Origin of the sequence: Undibacterium sp. WLX3042 (genome assembly GCF_049544825.1) — a bacterium.
Taxonomy (GTDB): domain Bacteria; phylum Pseudomonadota; class Gammaproteobacteria; order Burkholderiales; family Burkholderiaceae_D; genus Undibacterium.
In genome coordinates this window covers 1,232,478-1,253,371 of the sequence record NZ_CP186698.1, presented here as the reverse complement: position 1 = coordinate 1,253,371, position 20,894 = coordinate 1,232,478, and the positions used below count along the sequence as shown (strand labels likewise).

15 protein-coding genes and 1 tRNA gene are annotated in these 20,894 nt (G+C 50.4%); 9 read left to right on the top strand and 7 right to left on the bottom strand.

Annotated elements, in window-relative coordinates:
• Positions 1–99 precede the first annotated feature (99 nt).
• Together ACPAOP_RS05640 and ACPAOP_RS05635 are read right to left on the bottom strand one after the other, a co-directional pair.
• The gene (locus tag ACPAOP_RS05640; protein WP_423709606.1) at positions 100–3,237 is read right to left on the bottom strand and encodes a TonB-dependent receptor; all 3,138 of its coding nucleotides are present in this window, start codon (positions 3,235–3,237) and stop codon (positions 100–102) included.
• Positions 3,238–4,102: 865 nt separating this feature from the next.
• Complete coding sequence (locus tag ACPAOP_RS05635; protein ID WP_423679163.1) at positions 4,103–4,642, bottom strand: c-type cytochrome; 540 nt, start codon at positions 4,640–4,642, stop codon at positions 4,103–4,105.
• 230 nt (positions 4,643–4,872) lie between these two features.
• Between ACPAOP_RS05635 and ACPAOP_RS05630 the strand changes: the two genes are divergently transcribed.
• The 5 genes from ACPAOP_RS05630 to ACPAOP_RS05610 all read left to right on the top strand — a co-directional run bounded on the left by ACPAOP_RS05630 (position 4,873) and on the right by ACPAOP_RS05610 (position 10,060).
• Positions 4,873–4,949, top strand: a tRNA-Arg gene (locus tag ACPAOP_RS05630).
• 407 nt (positions 4,950–5,356) lie between these two features.
• The gene (locus ACPAOP_RS05625; protein WP_423709605.1) at positions 5,357–7,765 is read left to right on the top strand and encodes a TonB-dependent receptor plug domain-containing protein; all 2,409 of its coding nucleotides are present in this window, start codon (positions 5,357–5,359) and stop codon (positions 7,763–7,765) included.
• The gene (locus ACPAOP_RS05620; protein ID WP_423709604.1) at positions 7,762–9,099 is read left to right on the top strand and encodes an aminotransferase class V-fold PLP-dependent enzyme; all 1,338 of its coding nucleotides are present in this window, start codon (positions 7,762–7,764) and stop codon (positions 9,097–9,099) included. The genes ACPAOP_RS05625 and ACPAOP_RS05620 overlap by 4 nt, the downstream gene beginning before the upstream one ends.
• Before the next feature lie 199 nt (positions 9,100–9,298).
• On the top strand, positions 9,299–9,613 hold the full coding sequence (locus tag ACPAOP_RS05615) for a transporter substrate-binding domain-containing protein (protein ID WP_423709603.1): 315 nt from the start codon (positions 9,299–9,301) through the stop codon (positions 9,611–9,613).
• A gap of 114 nt (positions 9,614–9,727) precedes the next feature.
• Positions 9,728–10,060, top strand: coding sequence for a hypothetical protein (locus ACPAOP_RS05610; RefSeq protein ID WP_423709602.1), 333 nt, complete (start codon positions 9,728–9,730; stop codon positions 10,058–10,060).
• Positions 10,061–10,320: 260 nt separating this feature from the next.
• Here the strand turns inward: ACPAOP_RS05610 and ACPAOP_RS05605 are convergent, their stop codons facing one another.
• From ACPAOP_RS05605 to ACPAOP_RS05595, 3 genes are all read right to left on the bottom strand, one after another.
• A complete protein-coding gene (locus ACPAOP_RS05605) occupies positions 10,321–11,118 on the bottom strand; it encodes a serine hydrolase (protein ID WP_423709601.1) in 798 nt (265 codons plus the stop codon).
• A 133-nt stretch (positions 11,119–11,251) separates the two neighbouring features.
• Positions 11,252–11,773, bottom strand: coding sequence for a peptidoglycan-associated lipoprotein Pal (gene pal, locus ACPAOP_RS05600; RefSeq protein WP_423679158.1), 522 nt, complete (start codon positions 11,771–11,773; stop codon positions 11,252–11,254).
• A gap of 177 nt (positions 11,774–11,950) precedes the next feature.
• Positions 11,951–12,478 carry a MarR family winged helix-turn-helix transcriptional regulator gene (locus tag ACPAOP_RS05595; RefSeq protein ID WP_423709600.1) on the bottom strand — a complete coding sequence of 176 codons (528 nt, stop codon included), beginning with the start codon at positions 12,476–12,478 and terminating at the stop codon, positions 11,951–11,953.
• Positions 12,479–13,035: 557 nt separating this feature from the next.
• Between ACPAOP_RS05595 and ACPAOP_RS05590 the strand changes: the two genes are divergently transcribed.
• Positions 13,036–14,223: a cation:proton antiporter gene (locus ACPAOP_RS05590; RefSeq protein ID WP_423709599.1), complete on the top strand. Its 1,188-nt coding sequence runs from the start codon at positions 13,036–13,038 to the stop codon at positions 14,221–14,223.
• A 1-nt stretch (position 14,224) separates the two neighbouring features.
• A complete protein-coding gene (locus tag ACPAOP_RS05585) occupies positions 14,225–15,346 on the top strand; it encodes a YbdK family carboxylate-amine ligase (protein WP_423709598.1) in 1,122 nt (373 codons plus the stop codon).
• A gap of 29 nt (positions 15,347–15,375) precedes the next feature.
• Here ACPAOP_RS05585 and dinB read toward each other — a convergent pair whose 3' ends face one another.
• Positions 15,376–16,554 (bottom strand): DNA polymerase IV, encoded by a 1,179-nt coding sequence (dinB, locus tag ACPAOP_RS05580; RefSeq protein WP_423709597.1) that lies wholly within the window; start codon positions 16,552–16,554, stop codon positions 15,376–15,378.
• 272 nt (positions 16,555–16,826) lie between these two features.
• Here dinB and ACPAOP_RS05575 point away from each other — a divergent pair, with 272 nt between their 5' ends.
• Both ACPAOP_RS05575 and ACPAOP_RS05570 read left to right on the top strand, forming a co-directional pair.
• Positions 16,827–17,306 carry a thioredoxin family protein gene (locus tag ACPAOP_RS05575; protein ID WP_423679153.1) on the top strand — a complete coding sequence of 160 codons (480 nt, stop codon included), beginning with the start codon at positions 16,827–16,829 and terminating at the stop codon, positions 17,304–17,306.
• A gap of 124 nt (positions 17,307–17,430) precedes the next feature.
• Positions 17,431–19,791 carry a PAS domain-containing sensor histidine kinase gene (locus ACPAOP_RS05570; protein WP_423709596.1) on the top strand — a complete coding sequence of 787 codons (2,361 nt, stop codon included), beginning with the start codon at positions 17,431–17,433 and terminating at the stop codon, positions 19,789–19,791.
• A 10-nt stretch (positions 19,792–19,801) separates the two neighbouring features.
• Here the strand turns inward: ACPAOP_RS05570 and ACPAOP_RS05565 are convergent, their stop codons facing one another.
• Entirely contained in the window at positions 19,802–20,818 is a 1,017-nt protein-coding gene (locus ACPAOP_RS05565; protein WP_423709595.1) for an AraC family transcriptional regulator ligand-binding domain-containing protein, read from the bottom strand.
• Positions 20,819–20,894: the final 76 nt, after the last annotated feature.

Genomic DNA, 20,894 nt, shown 5'->3' with positions numbered 1-20,894 from the left:
TCCTTCAAAAAAAAAGCCCCGGCATAGACCGGGGCAATTTCATTTCTCAGCTAAGACTTCTTTGTAAATACATAAAGTCCATCACTGCAATCATCAAAATCAGAATTTGTGATTGTACTCAGCTGTCAGTCTTACGCTACGAGGTGCTGTGTAGCTGATGACACGACCATATGTTTCTGACACAGCAGAACCCGAATTGTACGTTTCATCGATAGTCTGAATTGTCTGTTTATTAAACAAGTTAAAGACGTCGACCTTCAAAGTAAGCCCTTTAACAGCTTGCGGTTTATAAGCAAGATTCATATCTAAACGAACATCCCATGGTAAGTTACCGTTTGTACCGCGTGGTGCTGGTTTACCATCACAGTAGAAATAGACTGAACCATAGTCTGGGGAATCACCCAGATTCGGATGATTACCAAAGCAGTTCTTCGGACGTCCGGAAGCTGCCAGGAAATTACCACCGACAGTCCATTCTGGTGTCAGATCATAGAAACCATAAGCCTTGATTTGGTGAGTACGATCATTTGGTAACAAGCCGTTTGAATACTGCATCAACTCAGCTGTATCCCATGTAGACGTTGCTGCCACGTCTGTTTGAGCATTATCAGACTTAGTTTGACCTTCAGTATTACCTTTGCTGCGAGACCAGGTGTAGTTCACTTTACCGTACCAGCCATTGCGATATGGATGCTCGATAAACAGGTCAATTGCTGTGTACTTACGTTCAGCAGAATCAAAGCCCAGATCTTCTTTACTCAAAAATACCTTGGTGTAGTTTTTCTGAGTACCAGCAAAATCAACTAAGAAAGTATTACCAATACCTGGATTAAACGAAGCACAACCGAAGCCACCCCAGTTATCAGCGTTAACTTCTGGGTGTTTCGCTAACCATTTATCAAACGGACGTTGATCACAGAAGTCATCAATTGTAGATTTCAACTGACGATACGTGAACTTAGCACCGAAGTTCATCGATGGAGAATACGCTTTTTCGAAACCGAGCGTAATTTCATCTTGATACGTTGGTTTCATATCCAAAGCGGATACCGTGTTGACGTCCTTAGCCTGACCGTATTCATTATTAGTCGATACTGGAGTTGTCATATTGACGCGTCCGATCGGTACACCTTGTGGATCAACACCGGTGTAAGTGAAGTACTGATCAGTAAATGTTGAACGGCTAGCGCCACGCACAGCTAAGTGTGTTGGAATCTGCAACATGTAGCGACCGGCACTACCGAATACTTTCATCGATGAATCACCATTTACGTCCCATGCTGCAGCCAGACGTGGAGCGAACTGGTTCTTCATTTCCAGGAAAGTTTGCTGATCACCGTTTTTGTTTTTAAACTGCTCGTTACGTACACCGAATGTGACCAACACGTCTTTAGTCACTTGGTAACGATCTTCGATGTATTGTGCAGATTGGTCGGAATACGCATTCGTTACGTCAGTAAAAATACGCTCACGACCATAGTAACCATTGACGCCGTAACCGCCATAATCAGCAGTTTTTCTTCTTACACCAGACATACTGATAGCCGTGTTGGGAGTCTTTGTGAACAAATACTGATAAATACCGCCACCGGCACGGAAATCACCCGCATTGATAGAAGACAATTTGTTATCGTCAAGACCAGCACGAATTGTGTGGCTACCTAATTTGTATTCCAGATCCAGACGTGTCGACTTAACTTTATCTTGCGCACCTGGTGGTAAAATGTTACCTGTCAGCGGCTGTGGATTCGGATAATCAACACCCTTAACTTTTGCAATTTCTTGAGCAACTACCTGATACTTCTTCTGATTAATATCGTAACCGTCATAGGTATTGATGTTCTTCGTCAAACTCTCACCATACAGTGCTGTCAGAGTCAGATTTTCTGTCAGATTACCGGTGTATTTCAGGATTTGCGTATCAGCACCTGTCGAAGGCGCATAAGTAGGAACGTTCGTGTAATGTGCCGAACTGACAACAGTACCAAGTCGCTTACCACCGATTACATTTGCTCCATCGGTTATATACTGGTATCCAGACAACTGCTGATCACTAGTCGGTTTATCGCCAATCAAGGTCAGTTCCAGACGATGATCATCGGAAATATTCCAGTCGAACTTCCCAAGATAACGAGTTGTCTCATCATGTTGAGCCAAGAACCCATCCGGTACATATCCTTCTTTATTAACAGGAGCCGTTCTTAGTGCTGCTACAGTGTTGTAATTTGTTGTTGTCGTTTCTGCAGACAAAAACATAAACAGTTTATCTTGAACGATTGGCCCACCGATATATGCACCGTAGCGTCTTGAGTCAACAGTGTTTTCTTGCCTACTACGATATACGGAGCCGTCTGTTCCGCTAGCTATCTTATTTGTTACTGGGTCTATTTTTACTGGATACAACCCGGTATTTGGGTAATAAATATCAAGAGGTTTGGAACGTAAAGCATTTGGAGTAACGCTCACACTTGCACCAGCTTCCCAGTTATTCGTACCACTTTTTGTCGTGATATTCACTACACCGCCAACAGAGCGGCCGAACTCAGCACCGAAGCCACCGGTCAGAATTTGTGCCTGACCAATCGCGCCGAATGGCAATTCAGAGGCACCCAACTGCGTCAATGGGTTTGTTACCGGGAAACCGTTGATGTAGTAAGCATTTTCAGATGCACCACCACCACCGAAACTTGCGCCACCAGCATAACGGCTATCTGCGCGAGTCGTATTTGGTGCCAATTGAATAATGCCGTCAACGCTTTGCGCGACAGGCAATTTAGCCAATTCTTTCGCAGTAAATGTTGCGCCATTTGTTGCACTGGATACGTCGATACGGCTGCGGCGTGCAGAAACTTCAACAGATTGAACACCTGCTGCTGCAGTTGATGCAGAAGTAAACGCTGGCTCCACACCCTGACCTGCCAGCACATCAAACTCAGCAGTAGACAGAACTGTGGAGTCTTTCATTAAAGTTGCTTTGTAATGACCCGCTGGCAAAGCCGTAGCCTGGTACTTACCATTCGCATCAATAGTCACAGTACGGGTTAAGTTGGTATCTGTATTTTTCAATACCACACTCGTAGCAGTGCCAGTTGCAACGGTACCGTAGACAGTACCGGCAGCATTAGACTGCGCCATTACTTCTGGTGTAAAGCCAAAGGAGGCAACACCTACACCGAACGCCAGCGTCAATGCGCGTGCGACCAGTGTCTTTTTAAATACAAGATTTTTTTTAGACATGTGAGTTCCTAAGTATCCAATTCAACAATAAGCATCAGCAAACGTTGAAAAAACCATTTTCTGACGCTTGTCATTTTTGTATATCAATTCCAATTAACAGCCACATCAATGCTGAATAAAACATGGCTTTATCTTGTTCTGATACACAATAACCAACACCCCGATAAATATTTTTTGCAGATTTTTTTACACATTGCAGTGCTTTTTTTCTTTGTAAATTAGTCCATTGGATTGAACTAATTTATGTAAATAATTCTGTCAAAAAAATATTATCTGCCATAGAAACATCTGGTGATACTTAGTGTCAATCATGCTTTCTTTGCCTTCGCAAAAAAACAACATCGATTTTTCAGTAAAGAAACCTCTGTCACAGGCACGCTTCTTTTTTGTGCAAAGCAATATAAATGATTTGATCGATTGTCGTTTTTTGTTGAATCTGCATTTTATTTATCAAATAATCGCAGATGACTGAATAATGCATGTCTAGTTATGAAAATTAGCAAATAGTCTGATTTGTACTCACTTTGGGAAAAGTTTGTTTTGAAATGAAAGAAAACCTCGGAACTTTATTTTTCCAACCCAATTGCACCAAAATGTGGCAAAAAATTTTTTTGCCACATTTTGAGGAAAATTGATACTTCAAGCGGGACAGTAATATTTTCAGACTGTTGCGATAAATTTATTTAATCAGCCGAGAGCAAAGTTGAAGTTCATATCTGAACACCATAACTGTACTGACATATAGGAATAGCAATCTTTTTCTGATCTCCGGCCCATAGAAGGCGCAATAAAAAAGCCCTCGTAAAAACGAGGGCTTTTTTACATCGGGCAACGTCACCCCGCTGTGAAAGAATAAAGCATCAGTTTATTTAGCAGACGCCTCTGCCTCTGCTGCAGCTTTGACTTCGGGCTCTTTAAATTTAGCACCGCCAGCGTTTGCCAGATGCACGACGGCGCGGGCAACTTCAACGTCATCCAGATCCGGATTGCCGCCTTTCGCTGGCATTGCGCGCAAACCGCCCAGCGCGTGAGTCAACACAGTATCGTAACCCTGAGCAATGCGTGGTGCCCAGGCGGCGGCATCACCAAATTTTGGCGCGCCGGCTGCACCAGAGTCATGACATGCTGAGCAGACCATTTTGTAGACAGCTTCGCCTGACTGCAATTGCTTAGGGCCGCTGTTATCTTTGAAGGTAAAACCCTGATCAGCCACCGGCTGAATCCGGGCAGCAATCGCTTCGGGGGTCTGCGCTGATGAGCCTGCGCCTACTTTTTTATCATTGGCGACATACTGAACCAATAAAACAATAGCGATAATAGGGACCAGAAATCCAGCGAGAATTGCAACGATAAGTTGCTTTGGTGTCTTAATCGCTGATTCGTGTTCGTCGTGCGCGTCACTCATGGTTTCCTCGTTGCAAATGAAATGGTGGTTCCGGTTGCCCGCCAGCGACTGGAAGTGGCTGGTATCAAAGTTTTTGATTATAGAGCGAAAGATAAGGGTTTGGAACGAAAAGCGATGTTTCTATGATCAGTATCAGCGAATCTGCAGATCATCTGCGACAAAAAGCGCGAAGTGATTTACAAGAAACGGTGGAAATTAGGTTAAAATGCGGGCCTTGCAACATTCTCACCGCGCCAGTAGCTCAGTTGGATAGAGTACAGCCCTCCGAAGGCTGGGGTCGCACGTTCGATTCGTGTCTGGCGCACCACACTTCCTTTCTTTCTAATTTCCTGCGCTGATCAGCAAATACCGTGGTTCCGGAAAGATTTGGGAAACCATCTCATGTCACTGCACCTCACTGTCTGTACCCGTCTTTCTGCGGGACTGCTGCCATACAGGTAATGTGCAACAAGCTTAGCTACTTCTTATGTTCAAGCCCGGACATCCTGTGGCTGGGTTGTCTATCGGTCATATCCACAGAAAACACAAGTCACTCGTGTCACGCCAGAGAAACATTCTCTTCTTAGTATCTGACTGCCTCAGATCATTCGCATGAGTTACATGCTTTTAATATGAGTAAAATTAACTTCGCGGTACATGCTGCAACTGACTCATGACTTTTGTGAAGCACGCGGAGTTGCCTGACAGACTTATTCAACTCAGAGAACGCACCCAATGATTTTATCCCGTACCCGCATCGCGCAAGCCGTGGCATTACTGTGTAGCCTGAACGCATTGTTGATCCCGCAGACACAAGCGCAAAATAATCTGATCACACCATCCACCGCCGGTAATGAAGATGCAGCCGCGCAGGCAGTGATCGTCACCGGCACGCGCGGCAGCAACCGCACCCAGTTTGATACGATGGCACCAGTCGATGTGTTTAACCGGGAAGATATCCGCTCCGTCGATTCATCTGATCTGAATAACGTGCTGGCACAACTGGTGCCGTCGTATGTGGTACAGCGTCTGCCGATGGCGGATGGGCAGGTGTTCGTGCGTCCAGCCACTTTGCGAGGCTTGTCGCCGGATCAGACGCTGGTACTGATCAACGGCAAACGCTTCCATCGCAGTGCACTGCTCGGTTCACGCGGGGCGCAGGCCGCAGATCTGGCACAGATTCCCGTCAGCGCGATCAAACGCATAGAAGTTCTGCGCGATGGTGCTTCTGCACAATATGGCTCGGACGCAATTGCCGGTGTGATCAACATCATTCTTGACGATACGCCGGGTACGGAAATCTCGGTTCGCCATTCGCAATATTCCGAAGGCGATGGGAAAAGTAATGAAGTAAATCTGAAAACGGGCTTTACCTTTGGCGACGCCGGAAAAGCGACCATCTTCGGCGCACTGGCGAAGTCTGATCCGACTTCACGCACCCGCCAGCGGGCAGATGCGATTGCGTTTCAGGCAGCGCATCCGGAACTGAATGTACCGAATCCGGTACAACGCTGGGGACAGCCGGAACTCGACAACAAACGTGTCGGCTTTAATGCCAGCATGAACCTCAGCGACACGATAGCGCTGTACAGCTACGGCTTATACAGCAGCGGTGACGGCACTTCTGATTTTAACTGGCGCAATCCGGACACCAGCACTGGTGCATACAAAACCAGCAGCGTGTTCCCCGGCTGGGATTTACGTCGTTTGTATCCGGTTGGCTTCAGCCCCAGCTATTCCAATGAACAGGATGATATGCAGTTCGTCGCTGGCATACGCGGGCAGGCAAGTGAACGCATGAATTGGGATGTCAGCGCCTCTTATGGTCGCAACCGCATCGACTATAAGCTGGCGAATTCCATCAATGCGTCGATGGGACCGGCCAGCCCGACGGCGTTTTACCTCGGACGTCTGTCGCAGGAAGAAAAAATTCTGAATGCGAACGTCAACTATGAGTTACCAGTCGCATCCATGGCGCAACCAGTCAATATCGCGTTTGGCGCGGAACTCAGAAATGAAACCTACGGCGTCAAAGCAGGTGAGGTCGCTTCTTATACCGTCGGCCCCGGCGCTGCGGTAGGACTGGATGCAAATTCTAACGGCGCACCGGGTTTCAGCGACAGGCAGGCAGGCAGCTGGGGTCAGGACAGTTATGCCGCCTACCTTGACGTCGAAGCGCCCGTCAGCAAGGCGCTGAATCTGGGTGCGGCAGTGCGTTACGAGCATTTTTCAGAATTCGGCAATACCGTCAACGGCAAGTTGTCGGCGCGCTATGCATTGAATCCGGATATGGCCTTGCGTGGTTCGTATTCCACCGGTTTCCGCGCACCGACGCCGGGGCAATCGAATACCAACAGTACCAGCCAGGGTCTGGATACCAAGACGCTCTTGCTGTTCACCAGCGGACGTCTGGCGAATAATGATCCGCTCGCGATTCTGCTCGGCGCGCAGCCATTGAAACCCGAAAAATCACAAAACCTGTCGCTCGGCCTGACATGGAAAAATGCGCTGGGCTTTTCCGGCTCTGTGGATGTGTACAACATTAAGGTCACGGACCGCTTCAGTACCTCAGCTTCGTTTGCCGTACCAGCGGGTATCGCGAATCCGCTGCGTTACACTTCAGTCAGTTATTTCACGAATGACTTCGACACCACGACACGCGGTATTGATATTGTCGGTAGTCATCTAAGCAAGCTGGGCAACGGCAAACTCAATCTGACACTGGCGTATAACTACAATACAACCACCGTTGACAGCGGGAAATCCAGCGTTGCGACTAATGCAGCACAACGTAAGGTATTCGAAGAACGTCTGCCACGCCATAAAGCGACGATCAGCGGTAACTATGAGAGCGGCAACTGGGATGCACTGGCACGCGTCCGTTATTACGGCGCATGGACCGATAATTCCGGCAATGCAACCGGCGATATTTTCCAGCGTTTTGGTAGCATTCAGTTTCTCGATGTCGCCCTCAGTTACAAGCTCAGTCAAAAGCAATCGATACGCGCCGGTATCGATAATCTGCTCAACAAATACCCCGACGAAGCTACCTTCCAGGCCAGCCGTGGCCTGATCTACTCACGCAACGCACCTTATGACACCGATGGCCGCAGCCTTTACGTTGAATACAAGGTGAAATTTTGAGCCGTGAACGCATCAACAACATAGACGCCAGGCGCCGCCACTTGTTACGCACGGGGGCGCTGCTCAGCGCCTTGCCGCTGGCTTCCGCGAATGTCAGTGGCGCAAACCAGACGTCAGCGGCGTTGCCAGCCATGCCGCTCGTCCCTGCCGGCATAACACCGGCGGCGCTGGCGCGCGACAACGCCTACTGGAACGCGATTGCAGCACAATACGACATCACGGATGAAGTCGTATTGCTCGACAACGCCTACTGGGGTTCGATGTCGAAGTCTGTGCTGGCGGATTATCAGCAGCAACTGGCGATGGTTAACCGTGGCAACGCCTGGTACGGCCGGGTGCGATTTCCGGCGGAGTTCGAGAGCGCGCGCAAACGAACTGCAGATGCGCTCGGTGTCCATCACGATGAAATCGTATTGACGCGCGGCGCAACAGAAGCCTTACAGGTATTGATCGCAGGTTATCAGTGCCTGAATGCGGGTGACAGCGTGCTGTACGCTGATATCGATTACGACAATATGATCACCACCATGCGCTGGCTAAAGCAACGCCGTGGCGTCAATGTTGTGGCGATCAATATGCCCGAACCATTCAGTTACGACGCCGTGATCGCAGCCTATGTGGCGGCGATGGACCAGAATCCGCGTCTTAAACTGATGCTGCTCACACACGTCAATCACCGCAACGGTATGGTCTTACCGGTCGCCCATATCGCAAGGCTGGCGCGTGAACGCGGCATCGATGTCATCGTCGATACCGCTCACGGCTTCGGGCAGCTCGACATGCGCATCCCTGATTTGCAGGCAGATTTTGTCGGCATTAATCTGCACAAATGGATAGGAGCGCCGGTCGGAGTCGGCGCGGTGTATATCAAGCGCGGCCGTGTGCGCGATATCGCCCCTTATCTGGGTGAACCCGACGGTGATGACATCAGCACACGGGTGCACACCGGTACACTGAATTTCGCAGCTTATCTGAGTCTGCCGAAAGCGCTCGATGTGCACGCGGCGATTGGCGTGGCTAACAAACAGGCACGGCTGCAGTATTTGCGCAATCGCTGGGTCGAGGGCGCACGCCAGATCAGTGGGCTTGATGTGCTGGCATCGTCCGATGCGCGACTCAGCAGCGCCATCACTTCATTCCGTCTGAAAGGAAAACGCAGCACGAAAGAGAATGCGGCGCTGGCGAAGACGCTGGCTTTACAACATGGCATTTTTGTCGTTCCGCGCGATGGTCTTGCATCCGGCAGCTGCCTCAGAGTCACGCCCGGAATTCAGACGCCCGAATCGCATATCGACGCTTTGCTCAAGGCGATGCAGCAAATCACCGCCGCATAAAGAACGCGTCATCGTATTTCCCCCCGGCAAAATGCGATGACGCACCAATGATTCCCGACTGTACCCGGTCTGCGTCCGGGCGCGCTGCCCGCCGTTGTACATCAGAGCAGCCAGACGCTGACCCGGTACTGCAGGTTAAACATTGTCAATAAGCCAGTGATACGAAATCTCGGCGATAAGCCGGTGTTAGAATCAGGACATGCCTCGTTTAACTTTTTCTTTTTTACACGCTTGTTTGTTTCTGCTGTGCGGATGCAGTCTGCTACCTGCAGTCGTCAGCGCGAGTCAGCTGTCAGTCGTCACTGAAAATTTACCACCGCTGAATTATGAAGAGCGTGGCAACGTCACCGGTTATTCCACGGAAATTGTGCAGGCAGTGTTACAGGAGGCCGGACTGTCGGCACCGATAGAGTTGATACCGTGGGCACGCGCTTACCAGCGTGCTCTGCAACAACCGAATACCCTGATTTTTTCCATCACCCGCACGCCCGAACGTGATGCGCAGTTTGAATGAATAGGAGCGCTCAGCAACCGTCAGATTTATCTGTACAAACTCAAGTCGCGCACAGACATACGGATCAAGACGCTGAGTGATGCCGGTGCCTATAAAACCGGGCTGGTGCGGGAAATGGCGTCCACAAAAGAGTTCCTGCGTAAAAGTCAGCTTTCTGAGCACGTGGTCGATTACGCGCCGACAGATGAATCCAATATGAAGAAATTCCTGCTGGGCCGGGTTGATCTGGCGATCTTCCAGAACTGGAGCGCCGCGTTTTTAATGAAATCGCAGAATCGTGCGATGGACGAACTTGAACCAGTGATGCTGATTGATGGCAATAATCAGTATTATCTGGCGATGAGCAAAAACAGCGATCCTGATCTGGTCAAAAAAATCCGCAAAGCCTTTGAAAAAGTACAGCAGTCAGGTTTATTTGAAAAACTGCGGCACAAATACCTGCGCTGACATCACCGCTGCCCAAGCAGCAGACTGACGACATAAGCGACCTGAGGGCGCGTTGTATCAGGTCGTATTTTTATATACTCCCCCCATTTTTTCTTAAAGCATCCCGAATGTCCTGATATTTAAAGGGCTTCCACATATACTCCCCCCAGTATATTTCAGGCCAAATCACCGGTAAATCGACCCGGCGATGTCATCGTAACGGGCTGGCTGCTCCTGCCCCCTCAGCCCAGAATCAGGCAAGGATTGCATTCTGACGGTGCTCAGTCATCAAAGCGGGCTTCCAGCAGGCGACGAATATTGACGATATCTCTCAACCTGGTCGATCTGGCTCTGGCCTTCAGTATGACCATCGTTGCCTTCTTTTTAGCGATGAGCATCTGCATGATCAGGCAATTGCCCGCCTCATTCGTAAATCCGGTTTTGGACAGCAAAATCTTCCAGCCATTTTTGCCGACCAGGCTGTTGGTATTATGAAATTCGATATCCCTGCGCCTGACATGCAGTTGCTCAGCCTCATCCGAGGTCGCTTCGCGGATCAGTTTGTATTGAGATGCCGCTTTCGCCAGTTTCATTAGATCTGCGGCGGTGGACACGTTTTGCGGCGACAAACCGGTCGGCTCGACGATCACCGTCTGCGTCATACCAAGTGCTTTCACCTTGGCCGCAGCGGCGGCCATAAACGCCGCGTAGCCACCCGGATAATGACGAGCCAGCGCAGAAGCCGCCCGGTTTTCTGACGACATCAATGCAATTTGCAGCATTTCACCACGGGTTAACGTGGCGCCAACAGGCAAGCGTGAGGAGCTGTGCTTGAGCTTATCAACATCGGCTTCTTCCACTGTGATTTTTTCATCCATAGTTGCATGGCTGTCAATCACCAGCATCGCCGTCAGCAACTTTGTAAGTGACGCGATGGGTGTGATGTTATTCGCATTTTTTTCCAGTATCACTTTTCCACTGGCATCATCGACCACCAGAATATGTTCTGAATCAAATGACTTCGCGTGAGCGCTGCTTGCACAAAAAAAGAAAATCCACACCAAATATCGTAGTCGCATCATTTTATATTTGCTGCTGTGTGCGACATCCAGCTCACTCTTACCGCACACGATGAACGCACCTTCTTAAAGATCAAAGTCCCCACTGCCGCAAGTGCAGTGAGGACCCGTTAGAAACACGGACGATGATGAATTAGCGGCTGGTGTACACGATGTCATCACGGCGATTTTCTGCCCAGGATGCTTCGTCGTGGCCAGTGGCCTTAGGTTTTTCTTTACCGTATGACACCGCTTCAATCTGGCTGTCCGGTGTACCCAAAATCACCATCGCCTTACGCAAGGCTTCCGCACGTTTCTGACCCAGTGCGAGATTGTATTCGCTGCCACCGCGCTCGTCGGTATTGCCTTGAATCAGGACTTTGCGGCTTTTGCTGTCGCGGATATAAGTTGAATGCGCAGAGACAATATTCGCATACTCAGGTTTCACCACATACGCATCAAAATCAAAATAAACGCTGCGCTTGGACAAGATATTTTTTGGATCATCTAAGGGATCAATCACAGGTGCCGTGACTGTCGCGACCGCACGATTGTCTTGCACCACAGGTGTTGCCGGCGCTTCCGCCGGTTTTTCTGCCACTTTCGGTGATGTGCTGCAACCGGCAAGTAATGCAGTCGCGATGGTAAAACTGCTTGCCAGGGTAAGAACGCGCATTTGAATCTCCTTCGGAAGTAAATTCGGGGCTTTTGGGTAATGAGCATGTTCTCCGGCATCCCCTGATTTTCCGGCGCCATGCTTAACAAATTTTTCAAAAAGCTAAAAAAATCCTCCCTGCGGGGGAGGCGATCACAGAAAGCAAAATTCGGCTTTCCAGCGTTCTTTTTTGCGCCGCTACATCGTAAAAGGCAGCGGCAATAATGCAAATCCTTCATCCAGGGCATCAATGCTGTCGAGCAAACCCTGCAGCCCGCTGTTCAGTTCCCGGATTTTTTCGGCATCCAGCTGCCGCAATGCTTCCGGCAATAAGCCGCGTGCCGGTCTGGGCGAACGTATAAATACATTCATTCCTTCTTCCGTCAGACTGACTCTGACTACCCGCTGATCTTTCGGATCGCGCATCTTGCTCACATAGCCACGCTTCTCCAGACCGTCGAGCAAATTGCTCGCCGTGGTTTGATGAATCGCCAGCTTTTTTGCCAGATCTCCTACGCGCGAATCAGGTTCTTCATGCAGCTCCTGCATCAGCCATAACTGCGCGCCATTCACACCACATTGCTTTTCTATCCATAAGGAATGCTGTTGAGCAGCACGAATCACGATGCGCATTTTTTTTAATATTTCAAGACGCGCCTGCGCATCGCTATCGCTCTCCTCTGCCACTAAAACTGTTGCCTTTTTTGACATGGCTTTTTTTGTCATCAAGAACCTCCAACGATTTAAAGTGTATCATATATACATTTACGCAAATATAATTTGCGCGAATGTATTTCAGGATTTTGTGTCTGTTCGTCTGCGTTTGTGTGTATTTGTGTATTTTTTCGTTCTCACACAACATGTGTCTGGCAGTGAGCGTATCGAATCCATCATGTCGCACAGGCGTTTGAAAAGACAGATGACGTCTGTTCCGACGTCGCTGTCACCCTGGCGACGAGGTAGTCAGTGCAACGCGCATCAGACCATATTGCAATCTGTTGCTATCTATTAAGGTTAAATTCAGTAGTACCCGTCTGAGCATCTCTGTTTAACGGGCTAAACCACAGCAACTGCAGCTGCAACACTGGCTGGAAATCCGATACAAATCTGTACCGTACCAGGTTCGGTTCGGGTCAACAGACACGGAACATCTGCGGCTTCAGCAACAAGCTGATCCGCCTACATCTTGTTGCTGGAAACACGGCAACTTTCTCTGCATCCATACCCGAACATTTGTTCAACGATGTGATGCGATCAACATAAAACCTAAGAAAGGCGGAAGCATGCCCGACATCAATTTTATGACCCCCGAACTCATGTGGCCTTTAGCAATTGCCCTGACGTGGCTGGCCGGGGAATTTCTGTATCGCTGGACTGGCTTACCCCGCATCAGTAGTTACGGTGTGTGCGGTTTCACTCTGGCGAACGTCGAATGGGGCATCTTAACGCTGCCGGATAACAGCTCCCTGCTGCTGATGGCCAATGTTGCCTTCGGCTTGATTCTGTTTGAATTTGGCTACCGGATTAATTTACGCTGGATGCGTACCAATCCGTGGATAGGCATCACCGGCCTACTCGAATCAGGCTTGAGCTTTATCGTCGTGTTTGCCATCGCACAATGGTACGGGAGCACTAACTTCACCGCACTATTGCTTGCTGCCCTGGCGATGTCCACCTCTCCCGCCGGGATTCTGCGCGTCATCAACGAACAGCGCAGCGCGGGTCAGGTGACAGAGAGGATATTGCATTTGACCGCCATTAATTGTGTGCTCGCCGTATTTACTTTCAAGGTAGTTGTGGCCTTCTGGATATTCCAGAGTTCCGGCAGTATCTTGCAAGCGATCACCGGCAGCCTTCAGGTATTAGTTTTATCCGCTTTGTTGGGCGCAGCGTTTGGCATTTTACTGCCGCTGGTGTTGCGTGAGCTTGGCAGTCTGGCACGCGACGCAACGATCGCATTTGCCTTTGCCGTCATCGCATTGGTGGCACTGACCCATGTCGCAAAACTCTCACCTATCCTGGCCACGCTGAGTTTTGGCTTAATGGCGCGTCACCGGCGCGTGACGTTGAATCAGGCGCAGCGCAATTTCGGCGCACTGGGAGATATGCTGACAGTCATGCTGTTTTTTTATGCAGCATCAACACTGGAATGGTCACGCGTCTGGGCTGGTGCTGGTCTGGGTATTCTGCTGGTTTGCGCCCGTCTGCTGACAAAAGCCGTCATTAGTACGGCGTTTGCCCGCGTCAGCGGAATCACCTGTCGCAAAGGGCTACTGACGGGTCTGGCGCTGTCACCCATTTCGGTTTTTGTCATTCTGATGCTGGAACAAACACGCTATCTGGGTATCGCTTTGGTCGATGAATTGACAGCTTTGGCCGCGATGACCTTACTGCTGGAAATTATCGGCCCGCTGTTAACACAACGCGCACTGATCTGGGCGCAAGAAACCCCTGAACATTCGGAGAAATAACATGCCATTAGAAATATTCAACGATTCAGAAGCCTTGTCGGTCGGTGTGGAACTCGAGTTGCAATTAATCAGCTTATCGAGTTTTGATTTAACGCCCGCCAGCCCTGATTTATTGCATCTCCTGAAACGTGCGCCGTTTCCGGGAAACGTCACGCCCGAAATTACGGAAAGCATGATAGAGATTTGTACCGATGTTCAACGCAATCACCACGGCATAGAAAAACAACTACAAGAGATACGCGACACACTCGTCACGGCAGCAGACCGGCTCAATATCGGTATCTGCGGTGGCGGTACGCATCCGTTTCAAAAATGGACCGACCGGAAAATTTATTCCAAGCCACGCTTTAAAGAGGTTTCGCAACTGTATGGCTATCTGGCCAAACAATTCACTATTTTCGGGCAGCACGTTCATATCGGTTGCACTTCTGGCGACAATGCTTTGTTCCTGTTGCATGCACTGAGCCGCTATGTTCCGCATTTCATCGCGTTATCGGCGTCATCGCCCTACGTTCAGGGCGGCGATACCCTGTTCAACTCCGCCAGGCTGAACTCGGTGTTTGCGTTTCCCTTATCGGGCCGCGCACCATTTCTATTGAAGTGGGACGATTTTGAACATCAGTATTTCGCGAAAATGGAAAAGACCGGTGTCGTCAAAAGCATGAAAGATTTTTATTGGGATATCCGGCCAAAACCTGAATACGGAACGATAGAACTCCGCGTCTGCGATACACCGCTGACAGTGGAACGGGCAGCAGCATTGGCCGCCTATCTGCAAATGCTATGCGCCTATTTGTTAGAAAAACGCGAAGCAGCGCCCGAAGAAGACGACTACCTTGTCTACAACTATAACCGCTTCCAGGCATGCCGCTTCGGCCTCGACGGAACCGTGGTGCATCCTAAGACTTATGTCGGTTGTTCATTACGCGAAGACATTTTAACCAGTCTGCGACGCATGGAACCTTATGCTGCAACGCTCGGCAGCCAGGAAGCACTCTCGCATTTGGAACAAATTACGCATGAAGGCAACGACGCCCATTATCTTCGTCATCAATATGATGAAAGTGGCAGTACAGAGGGAGTGGTCAATGCCGCAATACAGCGCTTTCGTCAGGCCGTCTGATGCGCATACATCCGAATAGGTGACGATGATCAGTTGAACAAATCAATTTGCAATTGCTTTGTTTTGTCTTCATCTGCTCCAGCTTTAGATAAATTGCTGGCCTTCACGCCGAGCAATCGCAGTTTTTGATCCAAAGGTAAGCGGCGTACACACTCACCGGCATACCGGCGGATCACTTCTGCGCTTGCCGTTGTCGCTGGCAATCGGATGTCCCGGGTCGCAATGCGGAAATCCGCATACCGGACCTTGATGCCTATCGTGCGACAGACATAGCCTTTATTTCTGAGATCATTGCTCACACGTTTACAGAGATCGGTAAAGATGACCGACAGCGTTTCGCGATCACGATGTGCATGCAAGTCACGCTCAAAAGTCGTCTCACGACTAATCACTTTAGGGGCCGAACTTGTCGTGATTTCCCGCTCGTCGATACCGCGCGCACTGTTATACAACCATAGCGCATAATTTCGCCCGAAGGTATTCTGCAGCAACTCTGGATCTGCATCAGCCAATTGCCCGATGGTGACGATATTCAGGCGCAGCAACTGTTCCGCCGCTTTTGGGCCGATGCCATTTATTTTCTTTACAGGTAAAGGCCATATCCGTTGCGGGATATCGGCCTCATGTAAAATCGTCAAACCATTGGGTTTGTCTAACTCGGAACCGATCTTGGCCAGTAACTTGTTCGGTGCGACACAAATTGAGCAGGACAAGCCCGTTGCCGCGACGACCGCTTGTTTAATTCTTGCAGCGAGCGTCGCCGATTCTTCAGGAATGCTGCTCAAATCAATATAGATTTCATCGATACCCCGGTCTTCAATCTCAGGCGCGATACTGGCAACGGCATTTTTAAACAACCTCGAATAATGGCGATAAGCATCAAAATTCGCTGGCAATAAAAACGCATCCGGGGCTAATTGCGCCGCTTTCATCAGACCCATCGCAGAAAAAACACCAAGTGCGCGCGCTTCATATGTAGAGGTGGTCGCAACACCACGGCCCGCATAATTTTTCAGGTAAAAAAACCGGCGACTGCCATCTGCATCAACGATAGGCGCATACTCCTGACGCCCGCCGATCACAACCGAATGCCCTTTCAGTTCCGGATAACGCAACAGCTCTACGGATGCATAAAATGCATCCATATCTAAATGCGCAATGCGGCGCGTATGAATCAACTCAGGATTCAGCGTTGAAGTCGGCGTCATAATGACAATAGGAAGAAGGTTGCATCTGCGATGGACAAGACGTCAGTAACCCGGACATCTGATTTTCCTGTACGGGATACATTGATTGAAATCTCAATGAATGAAATTTTGAGCCTGCGTATCATTGTTCTGAATATGTCTATTTTATCCGTTTTTTGTCACAAAACTGTATAAACATACAGTTAATTACACCTTTTTTGCGCCAGATCAGCGATGACAAAGCGCAAAAATTACGTCACTATCTGAGAATTTTCCTTTCCTCCTGCTTCAGCATGAAAAAAACTTTCTCCTTTCTCTCCAGACTCATTTCCGCGTGCGCTATTGGTCTTGCGTTCAACCTTGCACATGCTGACGTTGCCAGGCCATATGATGAAACCGCCGACGCGCCCGCCGCAGTCGCCAGGGCACTGACACAGGCACAGGCCAGCAACAAAAAAGTGCTGGTGATTTTCGGTGCGAACTGGTGCAAGGATTGTCTGGAGCTCGACCGCTCTATGCAAGGACAAAGCGCTGCGCTGATCGCCAGTAAATTCATCGTGGTGAAAGTGGACGTCGGTCAGTTTGATAAAAACCTGACGCTGGCAAACAGTTACGGCAATCCGATTAAAAAAGGTATTCCTGCTGCTGTCGTATTAAAAGCAGATAACAGTGTCTTATTTGCCTCTAAAGGTGGCGAATTATCAAATGCGCGCAAAATGAGTGAACAAGGCGTGTATGATTTCTTCAATCAGATCGTGACGCAGCACCCTTAATCACAACTGCGGCTGTCATCTGAGACATGCATCGCCGGCGTTGCCGGTCAGGGGCAGAATAGCGGTTTTACGTTGATCGCCCCTTTTTTCTGTCCGTTTTTTCTGTCTATTTTTAAGCAAGCAGATGTCTGTCACACCACCGCCACCGAATCCGCTTGCTGCAGAGATCAGGGCAGCAGAGCTGAGAGCGCTGCAGGCCAGTCAGACCTTGCTGAATAATTTTTCGCGCTTTCTGCCGGCAGTCTTTTTCCAGTATCAGCGTTTTTCAGACGAACGCTTTTGTTTCAATTACGCGAGCGATGCGGTCGAACGCTTGTTTGAATTTAGTGCGGCGGAACTGTGCGCAGACATCAATATTCTGTTCAGCAAAGTCCATCCGGCAGATCTGCCTGCATTCATGCTCAGCGTGCGTACCGCTGCGAAAGACCTGCGTCTGTGGACGCATGAATTCCGCATCGTTCTCAGGAATGGAGAGGAACGCTGGATGGCGGGCGAGGCCAGCCCGGAACGCCAGGAAGATGGCAGTCTGCTGTGGCACGGCTGTTTCATGGATCAGACCCGGAGTAAAAAAACTGAACAGAATTTAATCACCGCCGAACAACAGCGACGCCTCGTGATGCAGGCGTCAAATCAGGGTTTGTACGACATCAATCTGAACACCGGCGCCGCCACCTTCAGCCCCGAATACAGCAACATGATCGAACACTCGATCGACGAGTTTGCCGATCCGTTTGCATTCTGGGATTACTTCTGGAAACACAGTATCCATCCGGATGATGTAGATGCTGTCAGAAATGCCTATCGGACTCATTTTGCGTCCAAAGGAAAAACCGATTACCACGCCGAGTTCCGGCAGAAAAACCGTGCCGGTGAATGGCGCTGGATTATGTCGCTGGGGGCCGCCGTTGAATGGGATGAAAATCAACGTGCTGTTCGTATTGTCGGCACCCATATCGACATTACGGAACGCAAACGCACGGAAGAGCAATTACGTCTGAATCAGGAATTGTTGCGATCGAATAATGCCCGCTATAAGGAACTGGCGCGCGAACTGGAAATCCTGATCGCCAATGCACCGGTGGGCATTATGTTCGTCAGCAAAGGCGTCATCATCCGCGCCAATGATGCGCTCGCAGAATTATGCCGCTTCCCAGATGCGCAATCGATGATAGGAATCAGAACCACGTTTCTGTACCATGACGATGACGACTACCGTTCATTCAGTGAAGCGGTCATACCCAGCCTGATTGCGGATGAACTGGTAGAGCTGGAATGGTATCTGCGCCGCGCCAATGGCGAATCCTTCATGGCCCGGGTTGCCGGACGGGCACTGCCGGCCGAATCCTATGAACAGGGTGCGGTCTGGATGGTCGAAGACATTACCGGACAGCGCCAGACCCTTGATGCGCTGCGCGAAAGCGAAAGCCGCTTGCAGCGCATCATGAATTCCAGCCTGATCGGTATTTTGTATGGCAGTGACGGTCCCAGGCTGACGGATGTCAACCGCATGTTTTGTCAGATGTCCGGATACACACGTGAACATCTGCTGGCAGAGCAGTTTCTGTGGCGGGTCGTGTTATCAGAACCGGATCAGTATCTGGTGCATCAGGCATACACCGAAATGCTCAGCACCGGTACCACCTCGCCGTTTGAAGTCATGCTGCGGCGTGCCGATGGTTCCGCCATACCCGTGCTGGTGGGTCTGGGTTATCTGGAAAATTCGCCGCGTGAGTGGGTCGTTTTTGTCATGGACATCAGTGAACGGCAGCGGATCAATCAGCTCAAGACCGAATTTGTCTCGGTGGTCAGTCACGAACTGCGTACGCCGCTGACTTCGATACGCGGCTCACTCGGTTTGCTGGAATCCGGCGTCGCCGGCAGTCTGCCCGAATCAGCCCGGCAACTGATACGGATTGCGCACAATAACAGCAAGCGTCTGGTCAATCTGGTCAACGATATTCTCGACATCGACAAACTGAGTAATGGCAAAATGAATATCCGTTCTGAGCCTGTCGATCTGATCGAGATGCTCCACAACGCGATGGAAGCGAACGAAGCCTACGCCAGCTCCCTGCGTGTCGGCCTGATTATGGAACAGCAGGTGATGCAGGCATGGAGTCTTGGCGATCACGACAGGCTGATGCAGGTGATGGCGAATCTGATCTCTAACGCGGCCAAATTCTCACCTGAAGGTGAAAGCATCACCGTCCGAATTTACCAGGAACAGGAACGCTATCACATCGCCGTCAGTGACCGCGGCCCGGGAATTCCGCTGAATTTCCAGAGCCAGCTGTTTGCGCCGTTCACACAAGCCGATGGCACCAATACGCGCCGGCAAGGCGGAACAGGCCTGGGGCTGGCTATCACCAAGGCTCTGGTGGAAAAAATGCAGGGTGAAATCTTTTTCCTGAGTTGCCCCGGCGAAGGTTCGACGTTCTGGTTCAGCTTGCCGGCGTACCTGCCGCCAACTCCTTCCGCAAGCTGAAGAGCGGGATTCAGCGCAGGCCGGTTGTGGCGAGACTCCGTCGGAATTCGGCCGGTGTCTGTGTCGTCCAGCGCCGGAATGCGCGCCTGAAACTGCGACTGTCGGAATAGCCGAGTTCTTCCGCGATGCGTTCCAGACTCAGACCGGTTTGCAATAATTGCCTGGCCCTTCCGGTACGGATATGTTCAGTGATCTGAAAATACGAAGTTCCTTCCCGTGCCAGCAAACGGTGCAGAGAACGTTCACTGGTTCCCAGTGCAGAGGCCGTTTCTGCGACGCTGAGTAATTCACACTGAAGTGCAGTCAAAGCGCACAGCAGGCTTTGCCTCCCGAGCACGCCCAGCGCAGATAACTCAGCCTGACAGGCATCGCGTGATGCATCGACCAGTGCGGCATCCGGTTCCGGTAAAGCCATCTGCAATACCTGATTGTCGATAACGATACGGCTGACATCGGCACCGGTAATTACAGGACAGGCAAAAAACTGCTGATATGCCGTCAGGCCTGCGCCGGGCGGTGAACGCAGTTCGACGCGAACCAGAGGATAACTGCCGCCGCACAACTGGCGCGCCGCATTGATGGCTGTGACCAGATGATCGACTTCCAGAAAATCCTGCAATTCCGCATCGTCGAATAAGGGCGAGGCAAGCAATGCCGATTGCTGCGGCCCGGCTTGCAGTTGCAGATGCACCATGGAACCGGCGATCAGCTGATAGTCGAGACCGAATTGCAACGCCTCTGCGAGCGTCGGCTGAGCGCGCATACCGGCAGCCATCTGCCCCAGTTGCGGCAACGCTTTCCGCGCGCCGGATTGCAACCCGAGATCAGCGCCGCCACGGTATCGCGCCTGCAGCAAGCCTTCGCGTGCCTGGGCATAACTGATACGGTTATTGTGATGATCGGCAAAGGCCGGAAACATCTCCTGCCAGCGCCAGTCCTGCTCACGCGCGATCGCCAGCACTCCGCTGAACGGATGAGCGGGAAAGACCGCGTCTTGTACCGACAAGAGCGCAGATATGGATGACACAGACGGATTCATTTGTGATGGCAAGACAACGTGGCAGTAAATGTCCTTACTTTACGCGAAAGCGCATACTAATATC

Bases quoted from the DNA above. Each gene is read 5' to 3' on its own strand.
- ACPAOP_RS05640 (WP_423709606.1), bottom strand. From the start codon at position 3,237: ATGTCTAAAAAAAATCTTGTATTTAAAAAGACACTGGTCGCACGCGCA.
- ACPAOP_RS05635 (WP_423679163.1), bottom strand. From the start codon at position 4,642: ATGAGTGACGCGCACGACGAACACGAATCAGCGATTAAGACACCAAAG.
- ACPAOP_RS05625 (WP_423709605.1), top strand. From the start codon at position 5,357: ATGATTTTATCCCGTACCCGCATCGCGCAAGCCGTGGCATTACTGTGT.
- ACPAOP_RS05615 (WP_423709603.1), top strand. From the start codon at position 9,299: ATGCCTCGTTTAACTTTTTCTTTTTTACACGCTTGTTTGTTTCTGCTG.
- ACPAOP_RS05610 (WP_423709602.1), top strand. From the start codon at position 9,728: ATGGCGTCCACAAAAGAGTTCCTGCGTAAAAGTCAGCTTTCTGAGCAC.
- ACPAOP_RS05605 (WP_423709601.1), bottom strand. From the start codon at position 11,118: ATGCGACTACGATATTTGGTGTGGATTTTCTTTTTTTGTGCAAGCAGC.
- pal (WP_423679158.1), bottom strand. From the start codon at position 11,773: ATGCGCGTTCTTACCCTGGCAAGCAGTTTTACCATCGCGACTGCATTA.
- ACPAOP_RS05595 (WP_423709600.1), bottom strand. From the start codon at position 12,478: ATGACAAAAAAAGCCATGTCAAAAAAGGCAACAGTTTTAGTGGCAGAG.
- ACPAOP_RS05590 (WP_423709599.1), top strand. From the start codon at position 13,036: ATGCCCGACATCAATTTTATGACCCCCGAACTCATGTGGCCTTTAGCA.
- ACPAOP_RS05585 (WP_423709598.1), top strand. From the start codon at position 14,225: ATGCCATTAGAAATATTCAACGATTCAGAAGCCTTGTCGGTCGGTGTG.
- dinB (WP_423709597.1), bottom strand. From the start codon at position 16,554: ATGACGCCGACTTCAACGCTGAATCCTGAGTTGATTCATACGCGCCGC.
- ACPAOP_RS05575 (WP_423679153.1), top strand. From the start codon at position 16,827: ATGAAAAAAACTTTCTCCTTTCTCTCCAGACTCATTTCCGCGTGCGCT.
- ACPAOP_RS05570 (WP_423709596.1), top strand. From the start codon at position 17,431: ATGTCTGTCACACCACCGCCACCGAATCCGCTTGCTGCAGAGATCAGG.